The organism is Acidobacteriota bacterium (assembly GCA_009861545.1).
In the GTDB taxonomy this organism is placed as follows: domain Bacteria; phylum Acidobacteriota; class Vicinamibacteria; order Vicinamibacterales; family UBA8438; genus WTFV01.
In genome coordinates this window covers 1-18,443 of sequence record VXME01000071.1, presented here as the reverse complement: position 1 = coordinate 18,443, position 18,443 = coordinate 1, and the positions used below count along the sequence as shown (strand labels likewise).

The 18,443-nt window shown below is 68.0% G+C and carries 10 protein-coding genes and 2 pseudogenes; 9 read left to right on the top strand and 3 right to left on the bottom strand.

From position 1 onward, the window contains the following. The first annotated feature begins 25 nt into the window (after window positions 1-25). Window positions 26-1,306 (top strand): AAA family ATPase, encoded by a 1,281-nt coding sequence (locus F4X11_11730; protein ID MYN65681.1) that lies wholly within the window; start codon window positions 26-28, stop codon window positions 1,304-1,306. Next, entirely contained in the window at window positions 1,303-1,899 is a 597-nt protein-coding gene (locus tag F4X11_11725; GenBank protein MYN65680.1) for a hypothetical protein, read from the top strand. The genes F4X11_11730 and F4X11_11725 overlap by 4 nt, the downstream gene beginning before the upstream one ends. A 112-nt stretch (window positions 1,900-2,011) precedes the next feature. Here the strand turns inward: F4X11_11725 and F4X11_11720 are convergent, their stop codons facing one another. Then, window positions 2,012-5,458 (bottom strand): tannase/feruloyl esterase family alpha/beta hydrolase, encoded by a 3,447-nt coding sequence (locus tag F4X11_11720; GenBank protein ID MYN65679.1) that lies wholly within the window; start codon window positions 5,456-5,458, stop codon window positions 2,012-2,014. A gap of 851 nt (window positions 5,459-6,309) precedes the next feature. Here F4X11_11720 and F4X11_11715 point away from each other — a divergent pair. The 4 genes from F4X11_11715 (at window position 6,310) to F4X11_11700 (ending at window position 12,992) form a co-directional block, all read left to right on the top strand. Next, window positions 6,310-8,670 (top strand): carbohydrate binding family 9 domain-containing protein, encoded by a 2,361-nt coding sequence (locus tag F4X11_11715; GenBank protein ID MYN65678.1) that lies wholly within the window; start codon window positions 6,310-6,312, stop codon window positions 8,668-8,670. 105 nt (window positions 8,671-8,775) lie between these two features. Continuing rightward, a complete protein-coding gene (locus tag F4X11_11710) occupies window positions 8,776-9,981 on the top strand; it encodes a 3-oxoadipyl-CoA thiolase (protein MYN65677.1) in 1,206 nt (401 codons plus the stop codon). A gap of 9 nt (window positions 9,982-9,990) precedes the next feature. Then, window positions 9,991-11,400 (top strand): DASS family sodium-coupled anion symporter, encoded by a 1,410-nt coding sequence (locus F4X11_11705; protein MYN65676.1) that lies wholly within the window; start codon window positions 9,991-9,993, stop codon window positions 11,398-11,400. 155 nt (window positions 11,401-11,555) lie between these two features. Further along, a complete protein-coding gene (locus tag F4X11_11700) occupies window positions 11,556-12,992 on the top strand; it encodes an amidohydrolase family protein (protein MYN65675.1) in 1,437 nt (478 codons plus the stop codon). Between the two features lie 115 nt (window positions 12,993-13,107). Here the strand turns inward: F4X11_11700 and F4X11_11695 are convergent. Further along, window positions 13,108-14,076, bottom strand: a pseudogene (locus F4X11_11695) (LLM class flavin-dependent oxidoreductase). 64 nt (window positions 14,077-14,140) lie between these two features. On the opposite strand from F4X11_11695, the gene F4X11_11690 reads away from it, so the two are divergent. After that, complete coding sequence (locus F4X11_11690; GenBank protein ID MYN65674.1) at window positions 14,141-15,268, top strand: ATP-binding protein; 1,128 nt, start codon at window positions 14,141-14,143, stop codon at window positions 15,266-15,268. A 126-nt stretch (window positions 15,269-15,394) separates the two neighbouring features. Here the strand turns inward: F4X11_11690 and F4X11_11685 are convergent. Beyond that, window positions 15,395-15,612, bottom strand: a pseudogene (locus F4X11_11685) (DUF2188 domain-containing protein). A 65-nt stretch (window positions 15,613-15,677) separates the two neighbouring features. On the opposite strand from F4X11_11685, the gene F4X11_11680 reads away from it, so the two are divergent. Together F4X11_11680 and F4X11_11675 are read left to right on the top strand one after the other, a co-directional pair. After that, window positions 15,678-16,760 (top strand): ImmA/IrrE family metallo-endopeptidase, encoded by a 1,083-nt coding sequence (locus F4X11_11680; protein MYN65673.1) that lies wholly within the window; start codon window positions 15,678-15,680, stop codon window positions 16,758-16,760. Window positions 16,761-17,067: 307 nt separating this feature from the next. Further along, window positions 17,068-18,327 carry an SEL1-like repeat protein gene (locus tag F4X11_11675; GenBank protein MYN65672.1) on the top strand — a complete coding sequence of 420 codons (1,260 nt, stop codon included), beginning with the start codon at window positions 17,068-17,070 and terminating at the stop codon, window positions 18,325-18,327. Window positions 18,328-18,443: the final 116 nt, after the last annotated feature.

Genomic DNA, 18,443 nt, shown 5'->3' with positions numbered 1-18,443 from the left:
TCGTTCGTCCGACTCGCTCGATACGATGCTCAAGAGCCTGCGATTGACCAACGTCGGCCCGGCGCCGTCGATGGATCTCGATTTCGGTCGGCGCCTCAACCTGCTGACCGGCGACAACGGGTTGGGGAAGAGTTTCCTGCTCGACATCGCCTGGTGGACCCTGACCCGAAAATGGCCGGCGGAGATCAACGCGAAGTTGACCACGGGGAAGGCGGCCCGGCCGGCGGGTTCGGGTACGGCGATCATCGGGTTCTCCTTCACCGGGAAGACGACGAGCGAAGACTACGAAAGCAGCTACTCGCGTCGAGACCAGTCCTGGACGGGTCGTGCTGGCCGTCCGACCAATCCGGGGCTCGTGCTCTACGCGATGTCGGACGGCAGCTTCGCCATCTGGGATCCGAGTCGCAATTACTGGCGCAGTCGGGGGGGCGTAGACGTGCAGGACCGCCGTCCGGCCTATGTCTTCGATCCTGCCGAGGTTTGGGACGGGTTGCCGGGAGACAACGGAACCTGGGTTTGCAACGGATTGATTCGCGACTGGGCGGGCTGGCAGAAAGAGAATGGGGCCGCGTTCGAACACCTGAAGCGACTGTTGAAGAGGATGTCTCCGTCCGGTGGTGAGACGCTGGCGCCGGGCGACCTCACACGGATCAGCCTCGACGATGCCCGGGACATGCCGACCCTCCGCATGCCCTATCGACAGGATGTCGCCGTCGTACACGCATCGGCCGGGATGCGCCGGATCATGGCGCTGGCGTACTGCCTCGTTTGGGCCTGGCAGGAGCACAAGCACGCGGCCGGGCAACTCGGCGAGGAGCCGGCCGGGCAGGTCACTTTCCTCATCGACGAAATCGAATCCCATCTGCATCCGGCGTGGCAGCGCAGCGTCGTTCCGGCCGTGCTCTCGGCCATGCAGGAATTGAATCCGGATGCGGAGGTGCAACTCCTGGCCGCAACCCATTCCCCGTTGATTATGGCGTCCATCGAGCCCGAGTTCGACGCCGGTACCGATGCCTGGTTCGATCTCGACTTCGAGCAGGAAGGAGTCGTTCTCCGCCGCCGTGATTTCGAGAAGCGGGGCGACGCCGCAACCTGGCTCATCAGCGAGGCGTTCGACCTTTCGAGCGGACGGCCGTTGGAGTACGAACGGCTTGTCGACGACGCCCAGGCGCTGCTGAACGACGAGGATCCCGACCTCGAGCGGATCAGGCAGATGAATGATGATCTCCTCGCGGCGTTGAGCCCGAAGGACTATTTCCTGCTCAACTGGCACCACATCTGTCGGAAGAAGGGCTGGCCGACGTGATTCCCGTCGATTTGCAGGAGGAACCGCCAGACTTCCACGAGAATGTGCGGCGGCGCGGCCGGACTTGGCTGGCGAGCCATGGCGTCGAACCGGATGCGCCTCCACCGGATCCCTCTGCTCTTCCGCCGTACTGGCGGCGGTCCAACCGGCAGCTCTGGGATGCATATTCCGGCGTGTGCGCATACCTGGCGATTTACTTCGAGTGGTGCACCGGCGCCGCGTCGACGGATCACTTCGTCGCCAAGTCGAGGAATGCCGGAGACGCGTACGAGTGGCGCAACTACAGGTTGTCCTGTCTTGCAGCGAACCGCAACAAGGGCAGATTCGACGACATTCTGGATCCCATCGGTCTTGAACCGAATACCTTCATACTCGATCTGGCGACTGGAAGAATCCGAGCCAATCCGAGCCTCGATGACGAGCTGAGGATCGGGGCCGAGAGGACCATCGCCCGATTGAAGCTCGATAGCCCCGAGCACAACGAGATGCGGGCGAAACGCTTTGCCCGCTATGTCGACGGCGGAGACGTACAGACCCTGAGGGAATGGTCGCCGTTCGTTTGGTATGAAGCCCGGAGGCAGAACCTGCTGTGAGAAGGGCACGAGGGACGTGCGTCGCCTGGATTTCCCGACCTGATGAACATCACTGCCAGGGTCGAGTCACGTCCCCGGGCAAGTCGGCTCGTCCCAGGGTGACGAGATGGCGCTACCGGTCAGCCACGCACCTGAAGCTCGCCGCGTCGTCCGGGTCCCCGCTGCCGTCCCACGTCGAAGCCGCCGGGTAGGCGCAGATCGGACGGCTGCGGACCACTTCGCCGTCCTCCACGCGCGTGCCCAGGATCGTGTCCGGCGCGACGCCGTCCTCCACCCAACGCTCGAGCGCGGGCAGCGGATCCACGCGGTTGTAGCCCGGACCACCGGAGCAGTGTCCCATGCCGGGGACCAGGAACAGGCGGAAGAAGGCCTGCGTATCCGAGAGCACCTGGTCGCGGGCAGCTTCCCCGGACCCTGCGGCGCCGCCGGCCGCCGCCAGCACGTCCTCGTAGTAGTTGATCGATCCGAGCGGCGAGATGTCCGGATCGCTCCAGCCGTGGTAGACGATCAGCTTCGAGCCGCGCTCGTGGAACCGGTCGAGGTCCGGGTCCGCGCTGTCGAGCGCCGTTCCCGCCTTCTCGAGGGCGAACGCGAGGTCGGCGTCGTAGTCGAACGTCCGGAAGTTCCAGTCGGGATCCTCGAAGACCATGTACTTGAAGAATCCCTCGGCCGCGAGCCAGTGCAGGCTCGTGAACGGTTCCCGGCCGGTCACCCACGAGCCCCAGCCGCCGCCGGGTCCGTTCTCGCCGCCCGGCACCAGGCCGGGGAAGATCACCTCTCCGGCGGAGTCGCGCGAGCCGGCCCGGATGGAGCGGACCGCCTGCACCTGCGGCGGCGTGAGACAGCCGTCGTGGTCTTCCCCGTCGGGGCACGTGAGCGCCGCCGGGTCGAACCGGCACTGCCGGGGGTCGTCGAGCACACCGTCCTCGACGCCGTCCAGGGTGTCGCACGCCGCGTTGACCGCGCCGGCCAGCGCGGGGAGCTTGGCAGGGGGAATGTAGCTGCCGGCATCGCGCAGGGTGGCGAGGGCGTACCAGAGGTGCGCGCCGGCATAGAAGCGCGTCCAGTCGTTGGCCGGGTTGCCGGCGACGATGCCGTCGAAGTCGCCGGGGTAGCGCTGCGCTTCCATGAGTCCCTGCTGCCCGCCCTTCGAGCAGCCCACGAAGTACGAATAGCGCGGAGGCCGCTCGTAGAACGCCGCGGTGATCGCCTTGCCGTTGTCGGCCGTGACGTGGAGGGCCCGGTGCCCGAAGTCCTCGACCAGGTCCGGCCGGCCCAGCGCCCAGGAGGCGTCGAAGCCGCCCGTGCCGGGCCGCACGTGCCCCGTGTCGGTGCTCGCGGCGGCGTAGCCGCGTCGGAGCGCGCCGGCCATGGCGCCATAGCTGACGACGCCTGCCATGCCGCCGTTGCCCGAGACGTGGAACTTCCCGTTCCAGTCGTCCACGGGCAGCCAGACCTCGAAGGTGACGGCCGGCCGCGTCACCCCCACGACCCGGCAGAACGCCGGAATCGTCAGCGCCGCGTTCGTACCCGGCGGCGTGAACGCGCCGGCCGGAACCACGTCCGCACTCTGTATGGCGGTGTCCGGCAGATCCAGGCTCGAGAGGGTTGCGCAGGGTGCTGCTGCGGCCGGGCGGGACGCCAGAAGCAGGATGGCGCCGGCCGCCAACATGCATGCAGGCAGGGTGGGGCGCGCAGGAGCAGCTGCGTGGTCGAATGGCGACATGGGGCGGACCTCCACGAAACGTCGGACCGGGCGCGAAGCCGTTACAGCTTGACGGCGTTTGCGGTAGACTGCAAGAGTGTCGGTGCATGGCCGCCGGCATGCCGTTCGAGTTCGGGTAGACGAAGCGGGGTCGAGTCCGTGGGCGTCCTGACCGACAGGTACTCCAGCATGAACACGACTTGTTGCGCGCGAACCGGTATGGCGATTACCGAGGGCGGGTTGCGACGCGCCGCTGCTCTGGCTGCGGCGGCCTGCCTGGTCGCGGTGTCCGCCGGTGCGCAGAGCGCGCCGTCGGGGAACGGCTCGGGGGGCAGCGACCCGGCGGGAAGCGATGTGCCCGTGCCGCGCGCGGTCGCGGGGTTCGAGCTCGCCGCCCAGTCGTCGATCAAGGTGGTCCGCGCGGTGCGCGTGGAGCAGGAGCCCCGGATGGACGGCAACGTGCTCGGCGATCCCGTCTGGGCCGCCGCGCAGCCGGTGGGGGGATTCCGCCAGACTTTCCCGGACGAGGGTCTGCCGGCGACGGAGCGGACCGAGGTGCGCGTCCTCTTCACGGCCGACGCCATCTATTTCGGCGTCGTCTGCTACGACAGCGACCCGTCGGGCATCATCATGAGCGACAGCCGGCGCGACTCGTCGATGACCGACGCCGACAGCTTCCAGATGGTTCTCGACACGTTTCAGGACCAGCAGAACGGCTTCATCTTCGGTACGACACCGGCCGGTCAGGAGTACGACGGGCAGGTCATCAACGAGGGGGGCTCGCGCGGGTCCTCGCGACGATCGGGCAGCGGCGGCTTCTCGCGGGGCAGCGCCGGCGGCTTCAACCTCAACTGGGACGGCGCGTGGCAGGTGCAGACGGCTATCTCCGACATCGGCTGGAGCGCCGAGTTCGCCATCCCGTTCACGACCGTCCGATACCCGGCACGGGAATTCCAGTCGTGGGGGGTCAACTTCCAGCGCAACATCCGGCGCCGCAGCGAAATCGCCTACTGGGCCCCGCTGCCTCGGCAGTACAACCTGTACCGCGTGTCGATGGCGGGCCAGCTCGCCGGGCTGGCCACCCCGGCCGGTCTCACCAACAACCTGCAGGTGACGCCCTATGCCATCGGCGAGACCGGCGTCCGCCACCGCGCGGACGCCGGGGCGTCGACGATGCAGGGCGACTACGCGTACGGCGCCGATCTGAAGTACAGCATCAACTCGGGCCTGACCCTGGACGGAACGTTCAACACCGACTTCGCGCAGGTCGAGGTGGACGACCAGCAGATCAATCTCGATCGCTTCAACCTGTTCTTCCCCGAGAAGCGGCCGTTCTTCCTGGAGAATGCCGGCATCTTCACCGTGAACAACCAGTCGGCGAGCGGACGCCAGCTCGGCCAGACGGAGCTGTTCTTCAGCCGGCGGATCGGGATCAGCGACGCGGGAACGCAGATCCCGATCCAGGCGGGCGCCCGCCTGTCGGGCAAGGTCTCCGACAATCTCACCGTCGGCGTAATCAACATGCAGACGGAAGGGGTGGAGGGTGTCGCCGGCGCCAACAACTTCGCCGTGACCCGCGTGCGCCGCGACCTGCCCAACCGCTCCAGCATCGGGGGGCTGTTCGTCAACCGGCAGGGAACCGGGCGGCTCTCCCACGCGGACGACTACAACCGTACCTACGCGATTGACGGCCGGTGGGGAATCGGCCAGAACGGCATGGTGTCGGGCTTCTACGGCGGCACCCAGACACCCGGACTGGTCGGCCGCGATCACGCCCTGAGCCTGTCGGGGACCTACAACTCCGAGATGTGGCGCATCAGCAGCGGCTACAAGGAGAACGGCGAGGACTTCCATCCCGAGGTCGGTTTCGTCACGCGCACCGGGTTCCGCAACTACGACCTGGCGGTCCAGAACACCTCGCGGCCCGAGGGGTTCCTGAAGTTCCAGGAGCTTACGCCGCACATGTCCTACAGCCACTTCTGGAACTTCGACGGCATTACGGAAACCACCTATCTCCACACCCACTTCCAGGGCGAGTTCGAGGACAGTTCGTCGGCGGGTATCGCGTACGACGTTCGCAGCGAGGAAGTCTTCGACACGTTCTCCGTCTCCGGTCTGGCGATTCCGCCGGGACGCTACGATTGGGGCGAGGTGAGCTCGTCGTTCTACTACGACCGCTCGGCCCCGGTCAGCGCCGGCATCCGGGCCGAGGCCGGCGGGTTCTTCGGCGGCTCCATCGTGACCCTGCGACCGCAGGTGCGCGCCCGTATCGGCGAGATCTTCAACCTGCAGCTCAGCTACAGCCGCAACGACATCGAGTTGCCGTCGGGCAGCACCATCACCAACCTGACCAGCGTGCGGGCCGGCTACAACTTCTCACCCCGCGTGTTCGTGCAGACACTGCTGCAGCACAATGACAGCGCCGAGCTCTGGTCGCTGAACTTCCGCTTCGGCTGGCTGCAGGACGCCAACACCGGCCTGTTCCTGGTCTACAACGAGACCGAGGGCCTTATGGATTACGTGCCGATGGGCGCCGGCCGCAGCGTGATCGTCAAGTACAGCTATCTGTTCGACGTCCTCGACTGAGCCGCGCCGCCGCGCGGCCTGAACCCATGACGAGCGGTCCGGCGGACAGATGCGGTGTCTTGCCCGGTTGCGGGCGCCCGGGCAGGGTGGAGGGGCGGCGTGCGGGCGCTGCCGGGAGATTGCCCCGGGGCTCCGGTCGGGGGGCCGCCGTCGGGCTTGCCGCCGCCCTGGTCCTGTTCTCCGTCCCGCGGGAGGGACGGACGCAGGCCGGGCAGGGATCGTCGCCGGCGCCGGTCGAGGCGGCGGAGACGGCGCAGTCGGCGGCCGGCTTCGAGATAGCGGCGATCGGCGGCGCCCGCAGCGCGACCGCCGTGGAAGCCGCGGTGGCGCCGGTCCTGGACGGGGTGGTGCTCGACGATCCCGCGTGGGCGCTCGCCCCGCCGGCCACCGGGTTCGTGCAGACGCAGCCGGACGAGGGTCGGCCGGCCTCGGAGCGCACCGAGGTTCGCATCGTCTACACCGCGGACACCCTCTACTTCGGCGTCGTCTGCTACGACGACGACCCGTCGGCGATCATCGTCACCGACAGCCGCCGCGACTCGTCGCTCGCCGACAGCGACAGCTTCCAGCTCATCCTCGACACGTTTCTCGACCGGCAGAACGGCTTCATCTTCGGCACCAGTCCCTCAGGACAGGAGTACGACGGGCAGCTCGTCAACGAGGGGGCGGGCGGCAGCGGCATGGGACGCGGCGGCCAGACGCAAGGCGCGGGCGGTGGCTTCAACCAGAACTGGGACGGCGTGTGGCAGGTGCGCACGGCCATCTCCGACGTGGGCTGGACGGCCGAGTTCGCCATCCCGTTTCGCACGCTGCGCTTCCCGGCCGGCCGGGAGCAGACCTGGGGCCTCAATTTCCAACGCAACATCCGCCGGCGCAACGAGTTGGCGTACTGGGCGCCCCTGCCGCGGCAGTTCGACCTGTTCCGCGTCTCGCTCGCCGGGCAACTGGGCGGCGTTCGGGCGCCCGAGGGGCTCTGGCGCACGCTGCAGATGACTCCCTATGTCATCGGCGAGACGGTCGATCGCGTCGACCGGCCGGACGGCCGCACGCTCGCACTGGGCGATTTCGGCGGCGACCTGAAATACGGCGTGACGTCCGGACTGGCCCTCGACCTGACCTACAACACCGACTTCGCGCAGGTCGAGGTGGACGAGCAGCAGATCAACCTCGATCGGTTCCGGCTCTTCTTTCCCGAGAAACGCCCGTTCTTCCTGGAGAACGCCGGGGCCTTCACGGTGACCAACAGCGGCGGGGCGGCGTTCAACGACCCGGGTCAGACGGAGCTCTTCTTCAGCCGGCGCATCGGCATCGGCGACGCGGGGCAGGCCATCCCCATCCTGGGCGGCGCGCGGCTGTCCGGGAGGGTGTCCGAAGACGTCACCGTGGGTTTCCTGAACATGCAGACCGAGGCGGTCGGCAGCGCGACGCCCGCCAACAACTTCACCGTGGCGCGGTTGCGGCACGATCTTCCCAACCGGTCGAGCGTCGGCGGCCTGCTCGTGAACCGGCAGGCCACCGGGCCGCTGGCCGGGTCCGACAACTACAACCGGACCTACGCCCTCGACGGGCGTTGGGGCTTCGGCCAGAACGGCACGGTTTCGGGGTTCGCGGCCAGGACGGAGACGCCGTTCCGCGCTGGACGGCATTTCGACCAGGATCACGCTTTCGACCTCGCGGTCGACTACAACACCGAGGCGTGGCGCCTGCGCGGCAGCGTCATGGAGATGGGCAGGGACTTCAATCCCGAGGTCGGCTTCGTGCGGCGGACCGGGTTTCGCAAGGTGGATGCCGGGATCTTCAACACCTCCCGGCCGCCATCGAACTGGCTCCGAATTCAGGAACTGCAGCCCCACGTCACGTTCAACCGGTTCTGGGACATCGAGACGGGCTTCATCGAGACCTCGCTGCTGCACATGGACAACTTCACGGAGTTCGAGGACAGCTCAATGGTGATCTCGGCGTGGAACGTCCGGAAGGAGGGCGTGATCCGCCCGTTCACGATCTCCGGGGTGCCGGTGGCCCCCGGGTCGTACCACTGGAACGAGATCAACCTCAGCTACAACTCGGACCGGTCGGCCCGGATGGGCTACGGGGTCCGCTACCAGCAGAGCGGGTTCTTCGGAGGCGCGCTGCAGGTGGTCGGTCCGACCTTCAACTTCCGGCGAGGCGAGGCGCTGAACGTCGAGCTCCGGTGGAGCCGCAACGACATCGACCTGCCGGCCGGGCACGTCGTGACGAACCTGGCGTCGAGCCGCATCGCCTACAACTTCTCTCCCCGAGTATTCGCTCAGAGCCTCGTTCAGTACAACGACAGCGCCAACCTGTGGTCGGTCAATCTCCGCTTCGGCTGGCTGCAGGAGGGCAACACCGGATTGTTCTTCGTGTACAACCAGTCCGACGGGCTGGGCGACTTCATTCTTCCGGGCAGCGGACGCAGCGTGATCCTGAAGTACACGCACCTTCTCGACCTGCTGCGGTAGCCGCAAGTCGGACGCGGCAACGGCACGATCCATCAGGTCCTGCGCCTGTCCGGCCTGAACCGCATCGTCGTTCAGCCGCAGCCGTGCGGACCCTATAATGATCCGATGATCGACGCCTTCATCTACGACGGCCTCCGGACGCCGTTCGGCCGCCACGCGGGTGCGCTCGCGCCGGTCCGCGCCGACGACCTGCTCGGCGACCTCGTCGGCGCACTGGTGCAGCGCGGCCCGTTCGCCGCGGACCGGTTCGAGGACGTGATCGCCGGCTGCACGAATCAGGCGGGCGAGGACTGCCGCAACGTGGCGCGGCGCGCGGGACTGCTGGGCGGCCTGCCGGTCGAGGTGGCAGGCATGACCGTGAACCGGCTCTGCGCGAGCGGGCTGGCCGCGGTGGTCGACGCCTCGCGGGCCGTGGCGTGCGGGCAGGGCGACCTGTTCGTGGCCGGCGGCGTGGAGAGCATGAGCCGGGCGCCGTTCGTGATGGCGAAGGCGGAACGTGCCTACGGCCGGCAGCTCACGACGTTCGACACCACGCTCGGGTCGCGCTTCCCGAACCGGCGGGCCACCGCTGCGTTCGGCGATCATGCGATGTTCCAGACGGCCGAGGAAGTCGCGAAGGACCTCGGCATCGGGCGCGGCGAAAGCGATCGCTTCGCCGCCGGGTCCCAGGCGCGTTACGCACGGGCGAAGTCCGAGTGCTTCTACTCCGGCGAGATCCACCCGGTCGTCGTGCCGGGGCCGAAGCGCGGGCAGACCACCGAGGTGGCCGGCGACGAGCACCCGCGGCCCGGAACCAGTCCGGAGAAGCTCGCGACGCTGCGGCCTCTGGCGGAGGGCGGCGTGGTCACGCCCGGCAACGCCTCCGGCATCAACGACGGCGCGGCGGCGCTCATCGTCGGGTCGCGCGCGGCGGGCGAGGAGGTGGGCGCCGCGCCGCTGGCGCGCGTCGTCTCGGCGGCGGCCGCCGGGGTCGAGCCGCGGGTCATGGGGCTGGGACCGGTGCCTGCCTCGAAGAAGGCGCTGGCCCGCGCCGGGCTGACGCTGGCCGAGATGGACGTCATCGAGATCAACGAGGCGTTCGCCACGCAGGTGCTCGGTTGCCTGAAGCTGCTGGGGATCGATCAGGACGACAGCCGGGTGAACCCGAACGGGGGAGCCATCGCCATCGGCCACCCCCTGGGCGCGTCGGGCGCCCGCCTGACGCTGACCGCCGTCCGCCAGTTGCAGCGGGTCGAGGGCCGCTACGCCCTGGTGACGCTCTGCATCGGCGTCGGTCAGGGGCTGGCCGCGGTTCTCGAGCGGGTCGACTAGGCCCCGGTCATGGCTGGCAAGCCGGTCCGGCTGCTCGCCCTGCTCGGCATCTATGTGCTCGTGGCGCACGTGCTGCCGGTTCCGGACGGTGTGGACCCGCAGGGGTGGCGCATCACCGGCATCTTCTTCGCCACCATCGCCGGGCTGATGCTGCAGCCGCTGCCCGGCTCGCAAGTGGTCCTGCTCGGAATCACGATGGTGATCCTGGTAGGGCGCGTGCCGATGGCGCGGGCGTTGGAGGGCTACTCGGCCGCGTCCGTCTGGATGGTGCTGGCCGCGATGCTGATGTCGCGCGCGCTGCGCGAGTGCGGCCTCGCACGGCGCATCGCCCTCTGGTTCGTGCGCGCCATCGGCCGGACGTCGCTCGGCCTGGGCTACGCGCTGCACCTGACGGACCTGACGCTGGCCACCGGCGTGCCGTCGATCACCGCCCGGTCGGCCAGCATCGTCTTTCCCATCGCGCGCAGCATCAGCACCCTCTACGAGTCGGAGCCGGGGGAGACCTCGCGGCGGCTCGGCACGTTCCTGATGACGTGCATGTACCAGACGAGCACCATCGCCTCGGCGATGTTCTTCTACAGCAGCGCCGCCAACCTGCTGCTCGGCGACCTGGCGCGCGAGTTCGCCGGGATCGAGGTCACCTGGACGAGCTGGTTCGTCGCCGCGCTGGCGCCGGGCATCGTGTCGAGCGTGGCCGTGCCGCTGCTGATGCTGCGGGTCGTGCCGCCCGACATCCGGCACACGCCGGCCGCACGCGATTTCGCCCAGCGCGAGCTCGACGGGCTCGGTCCCATTCGGGGCGCCGAGGCGGTCGTGCTGAGCGTGTTCGTGTTTCTCATCGGATTCTGGGTGCTCTCGTCGTACGTCGACTGGCTGTCGCCCGGGCTGGTCGCCTTCATCGGTCTCGGCGTGCTCTTCGTAACCGGGACGCTGACCTGGGATGCGGCCCTGGGCGAGCGGTCGGCGTGGGACGTCTTCGTCTGGTACGGCGGGCTGCTCACCATGGGCGGCCTGCTGAACGAGACCGGCGTGACCGTGGCCTTCTCCGGGTGGGTCGGCGCCTGGTTCACCGGCGTCCCGTGGATCGCGGTGCTGATCGTCACCCTGGTCATCTACTTCTACACGCACTACTTCTTCGCCAGCACGACGGTGCACGCGCTGGCGCTCTACGGTCCGTTCGTCACGCTGCTCGTCGGGGTCGGCGCGCCGGCCGGGATCGTGGTCTACAGCCTGCTCTTCCTCAACAACCTGCAGGCCTGCCTGACCCACTACGGCACGACGACGTCGCCCGTCATCTTCATCGAGGGCTACGTCAGCCTGCGCGACTGGTGGCGCGCCGGGTTCTACTCGTCGGTGGTCAACCTGGTCATCTGGCTGGCGGTGGGGATCGCGTGGTGGAAGGTACTGGGGTTGTGGTGATGACTGCTCAATGCTCGACGGACCCGGATCGGCGCGGCTGGTCGGCGGTCGGACGCGCGGCGGACTCGGCAGACCTCGGGCGAAAACGGATCTGCGCGCTGGCCCTTGCCGTCGCGTGCGCGGCGGCGGCGTGCTCGGGCGGCGAACCGGCGCTGATGGAGCCGGTCGCGTCCGCACGCGAGGCGCACGATCTGGTGATTGCCGGCGGACGGGTCATCGATCCCGAGAGCGGGCTCGACGCGGTGCGCCACGTCGGAATCCAGGACGGCGCGGTCGTGGCGATCTCCGAAGACCCGCTGGAGGGGAGCGCCACCGTGGACGCCGCAGGCCTCGTGGTGGCCCCCGGCTTCGTCGATCTCCACGCGCACGGCCAGGACCCGGCCAGCAATCGCTACCAGGCGATGGACGGGGTGACCACCGCGCTGGAGCTCGAGATCGGGGCGTTTCCCGTCGAGCGCTGGTATGCGCGCCGCGGCGGCGCGTCGCTCATCAACTACGGCGTGTCGGTGAGCCACCAGGCGGCGCGCATCCGCGCCCTCGGGAGCGCCTTCGCCCGCGGCAACGCGAACGGGACGTTCTCGCTCGGCGAGAGCGCCGACGACACCCTCTATCGCGCCGCGAGCGACGAGGAGATCGCGCGGCTGCGGCAGCTCATGGTGCGCGGCCTGCGCGAGGGGGGAATCGGGCTCGGCTTCGGAGTGAGCTATACGCCGGGGGCGACTCACCGCGAGCTGCTGCAGATGTTCCAGGTGGCGGCGGAGTACGAGGCGCCGGCGTTCATCCACCTGCGATCCGCGGCGGCGTTCCGGCGCGGCGGCGCGCTGGCCCCGTTCCAGGAAGTCATCGCCAACGCCGCGGTCACCGGCGCGCCGCTCCACATCGTCCACATGAACAGCACCGCCGGCGCGCGCGCGGAGGAGGCGCTGGCCATGATCCGCGGGGCGCGGGAGCGGGGCATCGACGTTACCACCGAGGCGTATCCCTACACCGCGAGCGCGTCGCTCATCCAGTCGCCCCTGTTCGACGGCTGGGACGGCCGCCCGCGCGAGGCCTACCGGGCGCTGCAGTGGGTCGACACCGGCGAGCGGCTGACGCCGGAGACCTTCGCGCTCTACCGGCGCCAGGGCGGGTGGGTGATCATGCACGGTCGGTCGGAGGAGATCAACGAGTGGATCGTCGGCCAGCCCGACGTCATCGCGGCCAGCGACGGCATTCCGTTCAGCCAGGGCCGCGCCCACCCGCGCGGGGCCGGCACCTTCGCCCGCATTCTCGGCCACTACACCCGCGACCGCGGCGTTCTGTCGCTGATGGACGCCCTCAACAAGATGACCCTGCTGCCGGCCCGCCGGATCGAGTCCATCGTGCCCGAGATGACCCGCAAGGGACGCGTGCAGGTCGGAAGCGACGCGGACCTGACGATCTTCGATCCGCAGCGGATCATCGACCGCGCGACCTACGACGCGCCGGACCAGTACTCCGCTGGCATCGAGCACGTGCTCGTCGGCGGCACGTTCGTCGTCCGCGACGGCGCGCTGGTCGAGGGCGTGCAGCCCGGCCGCCCGCTCCGGGGCCGGTACCTGGAGCAGGAGTAGCGGGCGGCCGGTGCGCTCGAACCGGCTCCCGCGCGTCGAGAGTCTTCGGGCGCTGCCGGACAGGAGATCGGGTTCCAGGTGGGAGTCGGACGCCGATGGGCCGGGCGATCGCCTGCTCGGCCGTGATCTCCAGCGAACGCAGCCGCGCGTCGTGGTCGAAGATGTGGCTGACGATCATCACCTCGTCGGCCCGCGTGCGTTCGACGAACGCCGCGACTCCGGCTCGGACTTTGTCGGGTGGTCCGACCACGGAGCACGACTGAGACTGGTTCAGGATCTCACGCTCGACCGGTGACAGCCGCTCCTCGAAGCCTGCCACCGGTGGCGGCAGCTTGCCCGGCCTCCCGCGGCGCAGGCTGAGGATTGCCTGCTGCGCGGACGTGCGCACGAGACGCGCTTCTTTCTCGGTGTCGGCCGCGAAGACGTTGAGCCCGGCCATGACGTAGGGCTTCGCGCACTGCGCCGACGGCTCGAACCGCTCGCGGTAGATTGCGATGGCGTCCATCAGCAGCGCGGGCGCGAAGTGCGAGGCGAAGGCGTAGGGCAGTCCGAGCGCCGCCGCGAGCTGCGCGCCGAACAGGCTCGATCCGAGGATCCAGATCGGAACGTCGAGCCCCATCCCGGGCACGGCGCGCACCCGTTGATCGGCAGGCGCGGCGAAGTACTGCTGCAGCTCGACGACGTCGCGCGGAAACGCGTCGACGTCGCCGTCCAGATTGCGGCGCAGGGCGCGGCTCGTGCGCTGGTCGGTGCCTGGGGCGCGGCCGAGTCCCAGGTCGATGCGCCCGGGAAAGAGCGTGGCGAGGGTGCCGAACTGCTCCGCGATCACCAGCGGCGCGTGGTTGGGCAGCATGATGCCGCCCGCCCCGACGCGGATCGTCGACGTGGCCGCGGCGACGTGCCCGATGACCACCGCGGTGGCGGCGCTCGCGATGCCGGGCATGTTGTGGTGCTCGGCCAGCCAGAAGCGTCGGTAGCCCCAGCGCTCCGCGTGCCGTGCGAGGTCCGCCGAGTTGCGCAGGGCGACATCCGCATCGGCGCCTTCCGGGATGGGGGAGAGATCGAGGAGCGAGAACGCAGTCATGGGTTGCTGCTCATGCCTGTAATCATAGTTTACATTTAGTCATACCAAATATAAAATAGACTGTATGGTGGGCCGGAAATACTGGCTGGACCGCATCGCGCGCGCCTGGTCCCACCGAACCATAGTCTGGCTCTCCGGCGTCCGCCGCGTCGGCAAGACCACGCTCGCCCGCATGCTGCCGGATGCGGTGTATCTGAACTGCGATCTGCCCTCCGTCGGACGGATGCTCGCCGACCCGGAACTGTACTTCGACGGCCAGCCGCCCGGCGCGGTGCTGGTTCTCGACGAGGTGCACCGCCTGGACGATCCCAGCCGCCTGCTGAAGATAGCGGCCGACGCCTATCCGGGGCTGCGTGTGCTGGCGACCGGATCTTCCACGCTGGCCGCGACGCGCAAGTTCCGCGACGCGCTCACGGGGCGGAAGGAGGCCGTGCACCTGTGTCCGGTGCCGTGGGACGAATGCGCCGACTGGCTCGGGGCGCCGGACCTCGACCGCCGCCTGCTGCACGGCGGCCTGCCCGAGCCGCTGCTCGCCGCGCGCAAGGAACCTGCGTTCTTCAGCGAATGGATGGACAGTTTCTACGCGCGCGACGTCCTGGAGCTGTTCGGTGTCCGCAACCGCCGCGGGTTCCTGGCGCTGTTCCGCGTGCTGCTGCGCCAGAGCGGCGGCCAGCTCGACTACGGCCGCCTGGCGACGCTGAGCGAGATGAGCCGCCCGACCGTCATGTCGCACGTGCAGGCGCTGGCGACCGCCCATGCCGTGCATCTGCTGCGTCCCTTCCACGGCGGCGGCGCGGGCGAGATCGTCAGGCGTCCGAAGTGCTACGCCTTCGACACCGGCTTCGTCACCTTCGAGAAGGGTTGGGAGCGTATCCGCGACGACGACCGCGGGCTGCTGTGGGAGCACCTCGTTCTGGACGCCCTGCGCATCCGGTTCGGGGACGAGCGGGTCTTCTACTGGCGCGACAAGCTGCACCGCGAGGTCGACTTCGTGATCCGCCGCGCCCGGAATCGGGTGGATCTGGTGGAGTGCAAGATCAATCCGGACCAGGTGGAAGCGAAAGCCATCGATGCCTTTCGTGCCCGTTATCCGGAGGGGAACGACTACGTGGTCAGTCCCGGGGTGAAGCAGCCCTACCGTATCCGGCGGGGCGGCCGCGTGCTGACGGTGTGCGCGACGGTAGACCTGTGACGGCGGTCGATACTCTTTCCGTCGGGGTGTGCGTGGACGGCCGGTGTTCCACGTCGGCTACGACGGCGGCCAATGAGTCGTCTCCGATCCGCGCGCGGCGACGGTCCGTCGTGGGCTTCCCGTCGTTCAGCCACGCGGAGGGAAGGGGTCGCTGCCGTAACTGTTGCGTTCTCTGATCCGGCCGTCCCGGCCGTGAATGATGACCTCCGAGCCGACGTTGACGGCCACATCGCGCGCGGCATCAATCGCTGTGTGCGGTGGATGGAGGTCGCACGCTGATTCGTTTCGGCTTTGACTGCCCAGCCGTTCGGCCGTGGCACTACATGCTGGTTCTTGGGAGCTATTTGTCATCTCCAGGTTGTATTTTTTCCATCCAGAACGATATCATAAACCGCGTGGAAGGAGGCACATGTTCGGACAGCGGCTCAGGCTGGCCCGGAAAAAGGCGGGTTTCTCGATGCGCAGACTGGCGGAGCGGCTGTCCCCGCCGATCACTGCGCAGGCGATCAGCAAGTACGAGGCCGGCAGGATGATGCCGAGCTCGGCGGTGTTGATCGGACTCGGCCGGACGCTCGACGTGTCGCTCGATTTCCTGACCGGCAGTCAGGTCGAGGCACTGACCGGCATCGAGTTTCGCAAGCATAGCGGCACGTCGGCGAAGGATCGGGCGCGCGCGGAAGCGATCGTCACCGAGCAGCTCGAGGACTACCTCACCATAGAGGACATCCTGGAGATCCCGCCTCCTGCGGATCCGTTCGGCGACCTGCGTTGTGATCTTGTCGGGAGCTTCGACGAGGTCGAGGACAAGGCCGGTGCGTTACGAAGGCGTTGGGATCTCGGACTCGATCCAGTGCCGAGCGTGACCGCCCTGCTTGAGGATCGCGGAATCCGGGTCGTGGCGGCCGATCTGCCGGCACGCTACGACGGCCTCGCCTGCGGTGTCGCCCGCGGTGGGGGCCGCCCGAGCACCGAAGCCGTTGTCATCTCGGTCCGAACCAACGTCGAGCGTCGGCGGCTTACGCTGGCGCACGAGCTGGCGCACCGAGTAATCCGTGACGCGGGCCGTTCGGACATCCGGATAGAGAAAGCGATGCACCGGTTCGCCGCGGCGTTCCTGGCGCCCGCCGAGCATCTGCGCGCCCAGGTGGGCCCGCACCGCCGGCGCCTCCCCTACCGGGAGCTGATGCGGCTGAAGCACTTCTACGGAATGTCGGCTGCGGCCATTCTGATCCGTCTTCGCGACGTCCGTATTCTGCCGCCTGCCTCCGTCGAGTACGCCTTCCGGACGTACGCCCGTTCGTGGCGGAAGCGCGAACCGGAACCGATGGTGGACAACGAGGGACTGGCGACCTTCGAACGACCCCGGCGCTTTGAGCGTCTGGTCTGGCGCGCGCTGGGAGAGGAACTGATCTCTCCGGTTCGGGCGGCGGAGCTGCTGAAGTGCTCGCTTCAAGACGTCGAATGGGAAATCCGAGGGCCGCTTGACCGGTGACATCCGTCATCGTCAACGACGCCTCGTGCCTGATCGACCTGCACAAGGTCCGGCTCCTGCCGGTCATGCTGAAACTGCCGTACCGGTTCGTGGTGCCGCTGCCGATTCGTCTGGCCGAGGCGCTCGACCTTACTGAACGGGACTGGCGGCCTCTTGACGATGCCGCGGCTCCAGGGCGATTCTGTGGGGGCGCCCCTCTGCGCGACCGGCCCTTGTTGATCCGGACTTCACGGAGCGGGCGGCTCTCGCCGACCCTCCCGTCCCGCTTTTCGCGATCCTCTGGTCATCGTATGCTACGCTGGCCCGTATGAGTACCGAGACAAAGTGGATAATCGGCACCGGCGTCGCGCTAGCCGGCCTCTTGCTCAACCAATTCGCCACCGTTAACGGTCGCATCACCGATTTGCGCGACACCTTTTCGAACCAGCTAGCAACACAGAACACCGAACTCCTGAGCATCCAGGCCTGGACCAGAGAACACCTGACAGATCACTCCGGGACCGGACTAGACACGGATCAGCAGGCCTCGGTAGCAGACGTTCAACTGACATCCGGTTCTGGCCCCGACCTTCTCTTGAACTTAGAGGAGCACGGAGACTCCAACGAACTAACTGACCGCGGCATCGAGTTCTACCTCGGTCAAGGTGTGCCGCAGGACTACGGAGAGGCCGTCAGGTGGTTCCGCCGTGCGGCCGACCAAGGAAACGTCACTGCGCAGAACAATCTCGGCGTCATGTACGCCAACGGTCAAGGTGTGCCGCAGGACTACGCGCAAGCTGCCCGGTGGTACCGCCGCGCGGCCGAAGGAGGTAGTGCTACCGCCCAGAACAATCTCGGGAACGTCTACGCCACCGGGCGAGGCGTCGCCCAAGACGACGAGGAGGCCGCCCGGTGGTTCCGGTTAGCGGGTGACCAAGGAGACGCGGCTGCTCAGAACAATCTCGGGAGCATGTACGACCACGGTCGAGGTGTGCTGCAGGACTACGGAGAGGCCGTCAGGTGGTTCCGCCGCGCGGCTGACCAGGGAAACGCGAAAGCGCAAAGCAACCTCGGCATCATGCACGCACACGGTCGGGGTGTGCCGCAGAACTACGAGGAAGCCGTCGAGTGGTTCCGCCGCGCAGCGGACAAAGGACACACTGAGGCACAGAGCAGTCTCGGCGTTCTGTATGCAACCGGTCGAGGCGTGCAGCAGGACTACGAGGAAGCCGTCAAGTGGTACCGCCTCGCGGCCGACAAAGGGGACGCCGCCGCCTTAAACAATCTTGGCGGTATGTACGCGTACGGTCGTGGCGTAGAGCAGGACTACCGGGAAGCCGTCAGATGGTTCCGCCGCGCGGCTGACCAAGGCGACGCCAGCGCTCAGAACAACCTCGGCATCCTGTACTCCGAGGGGCAAGGCGTGCCAACAGATTACGTCTCCGCACACAAATGGTTGAATCTTGCGGCTGCACAAGGCCATGAGGACGCCCGACAACGCCGAGACGCGATCGCCGCCGAGATGACCACCGAGCAAGTCTTGGAAGCGCAGCGAGCCGCACGCGACACTCTAAGTACCGCCCAATGAGGGGCCTACCGGGATCCCGGCCGATCCCGTCAACACCCTGTTGATCCCGCCTATTCGGATCGTCTTCGTTTACGGGGTGATTCGTCAATAGATACGGGCATGGAATGGGCCCGGAG

Bases quoted from the DNA above. Each gene is read 5' to 3' on its own strand.
- F4X11_11720 (MYN65679.1), bottom strand. From the start codon at position 5,458: ATGGAAGTCCTCGCCGTTCTCCTTGTAGCCGCTGCTGATGCGCCACAT.
- F4X11_11705 (MYN65676.1), top strand. From the start codon at position 9,991: ATGGCTGGCAAGCCGGTCCGGCTGCTCGCCCTGCTCGGCATCTATGTG.
- F4X11_11690 (MYN65674.1), top strand. From the start codon at position 14,141: ATGGTGGGCCGGAAATACTGGCTGGACCGCATCGCGCGCGCCTGGTCC.
- F4X11_11680 (MYN65673.1), top strand. From the start codon at position 15,678: ATGTTCGGACAGCGGCTCAGGCTGGCCCGGAAAAAGGCGGGTTTCTCG.
- F4X11_11675 (MYN65672.1), top strand. From the start codon at position 17,068: ATGAGTACCGAGACAAAGTGGATAATCGGCACCGGCGTCGCGCTAGCC.
- F4X11_11710 (MYN65677.1), top strand. From the start codon at position 8,776: ATGATCGACGCCTTCATCTACGACGGCCTCCGGACGCCGTTCGGCCGC.
- F4X11_11730 (MYN65681.1), top strand. From the start codon at position 26: ATGCTCAAGAGCCTGCGATTGACCAACGTCGGCCCGGCGCCGTCGATG.
- F4X11_11700 (MYN65675.1), top strand. From the start codon at position 11,556: ATGGAGCCGGTCGCGTCCGCACGCGAGGCGCACGATCTGGTGATTGCC.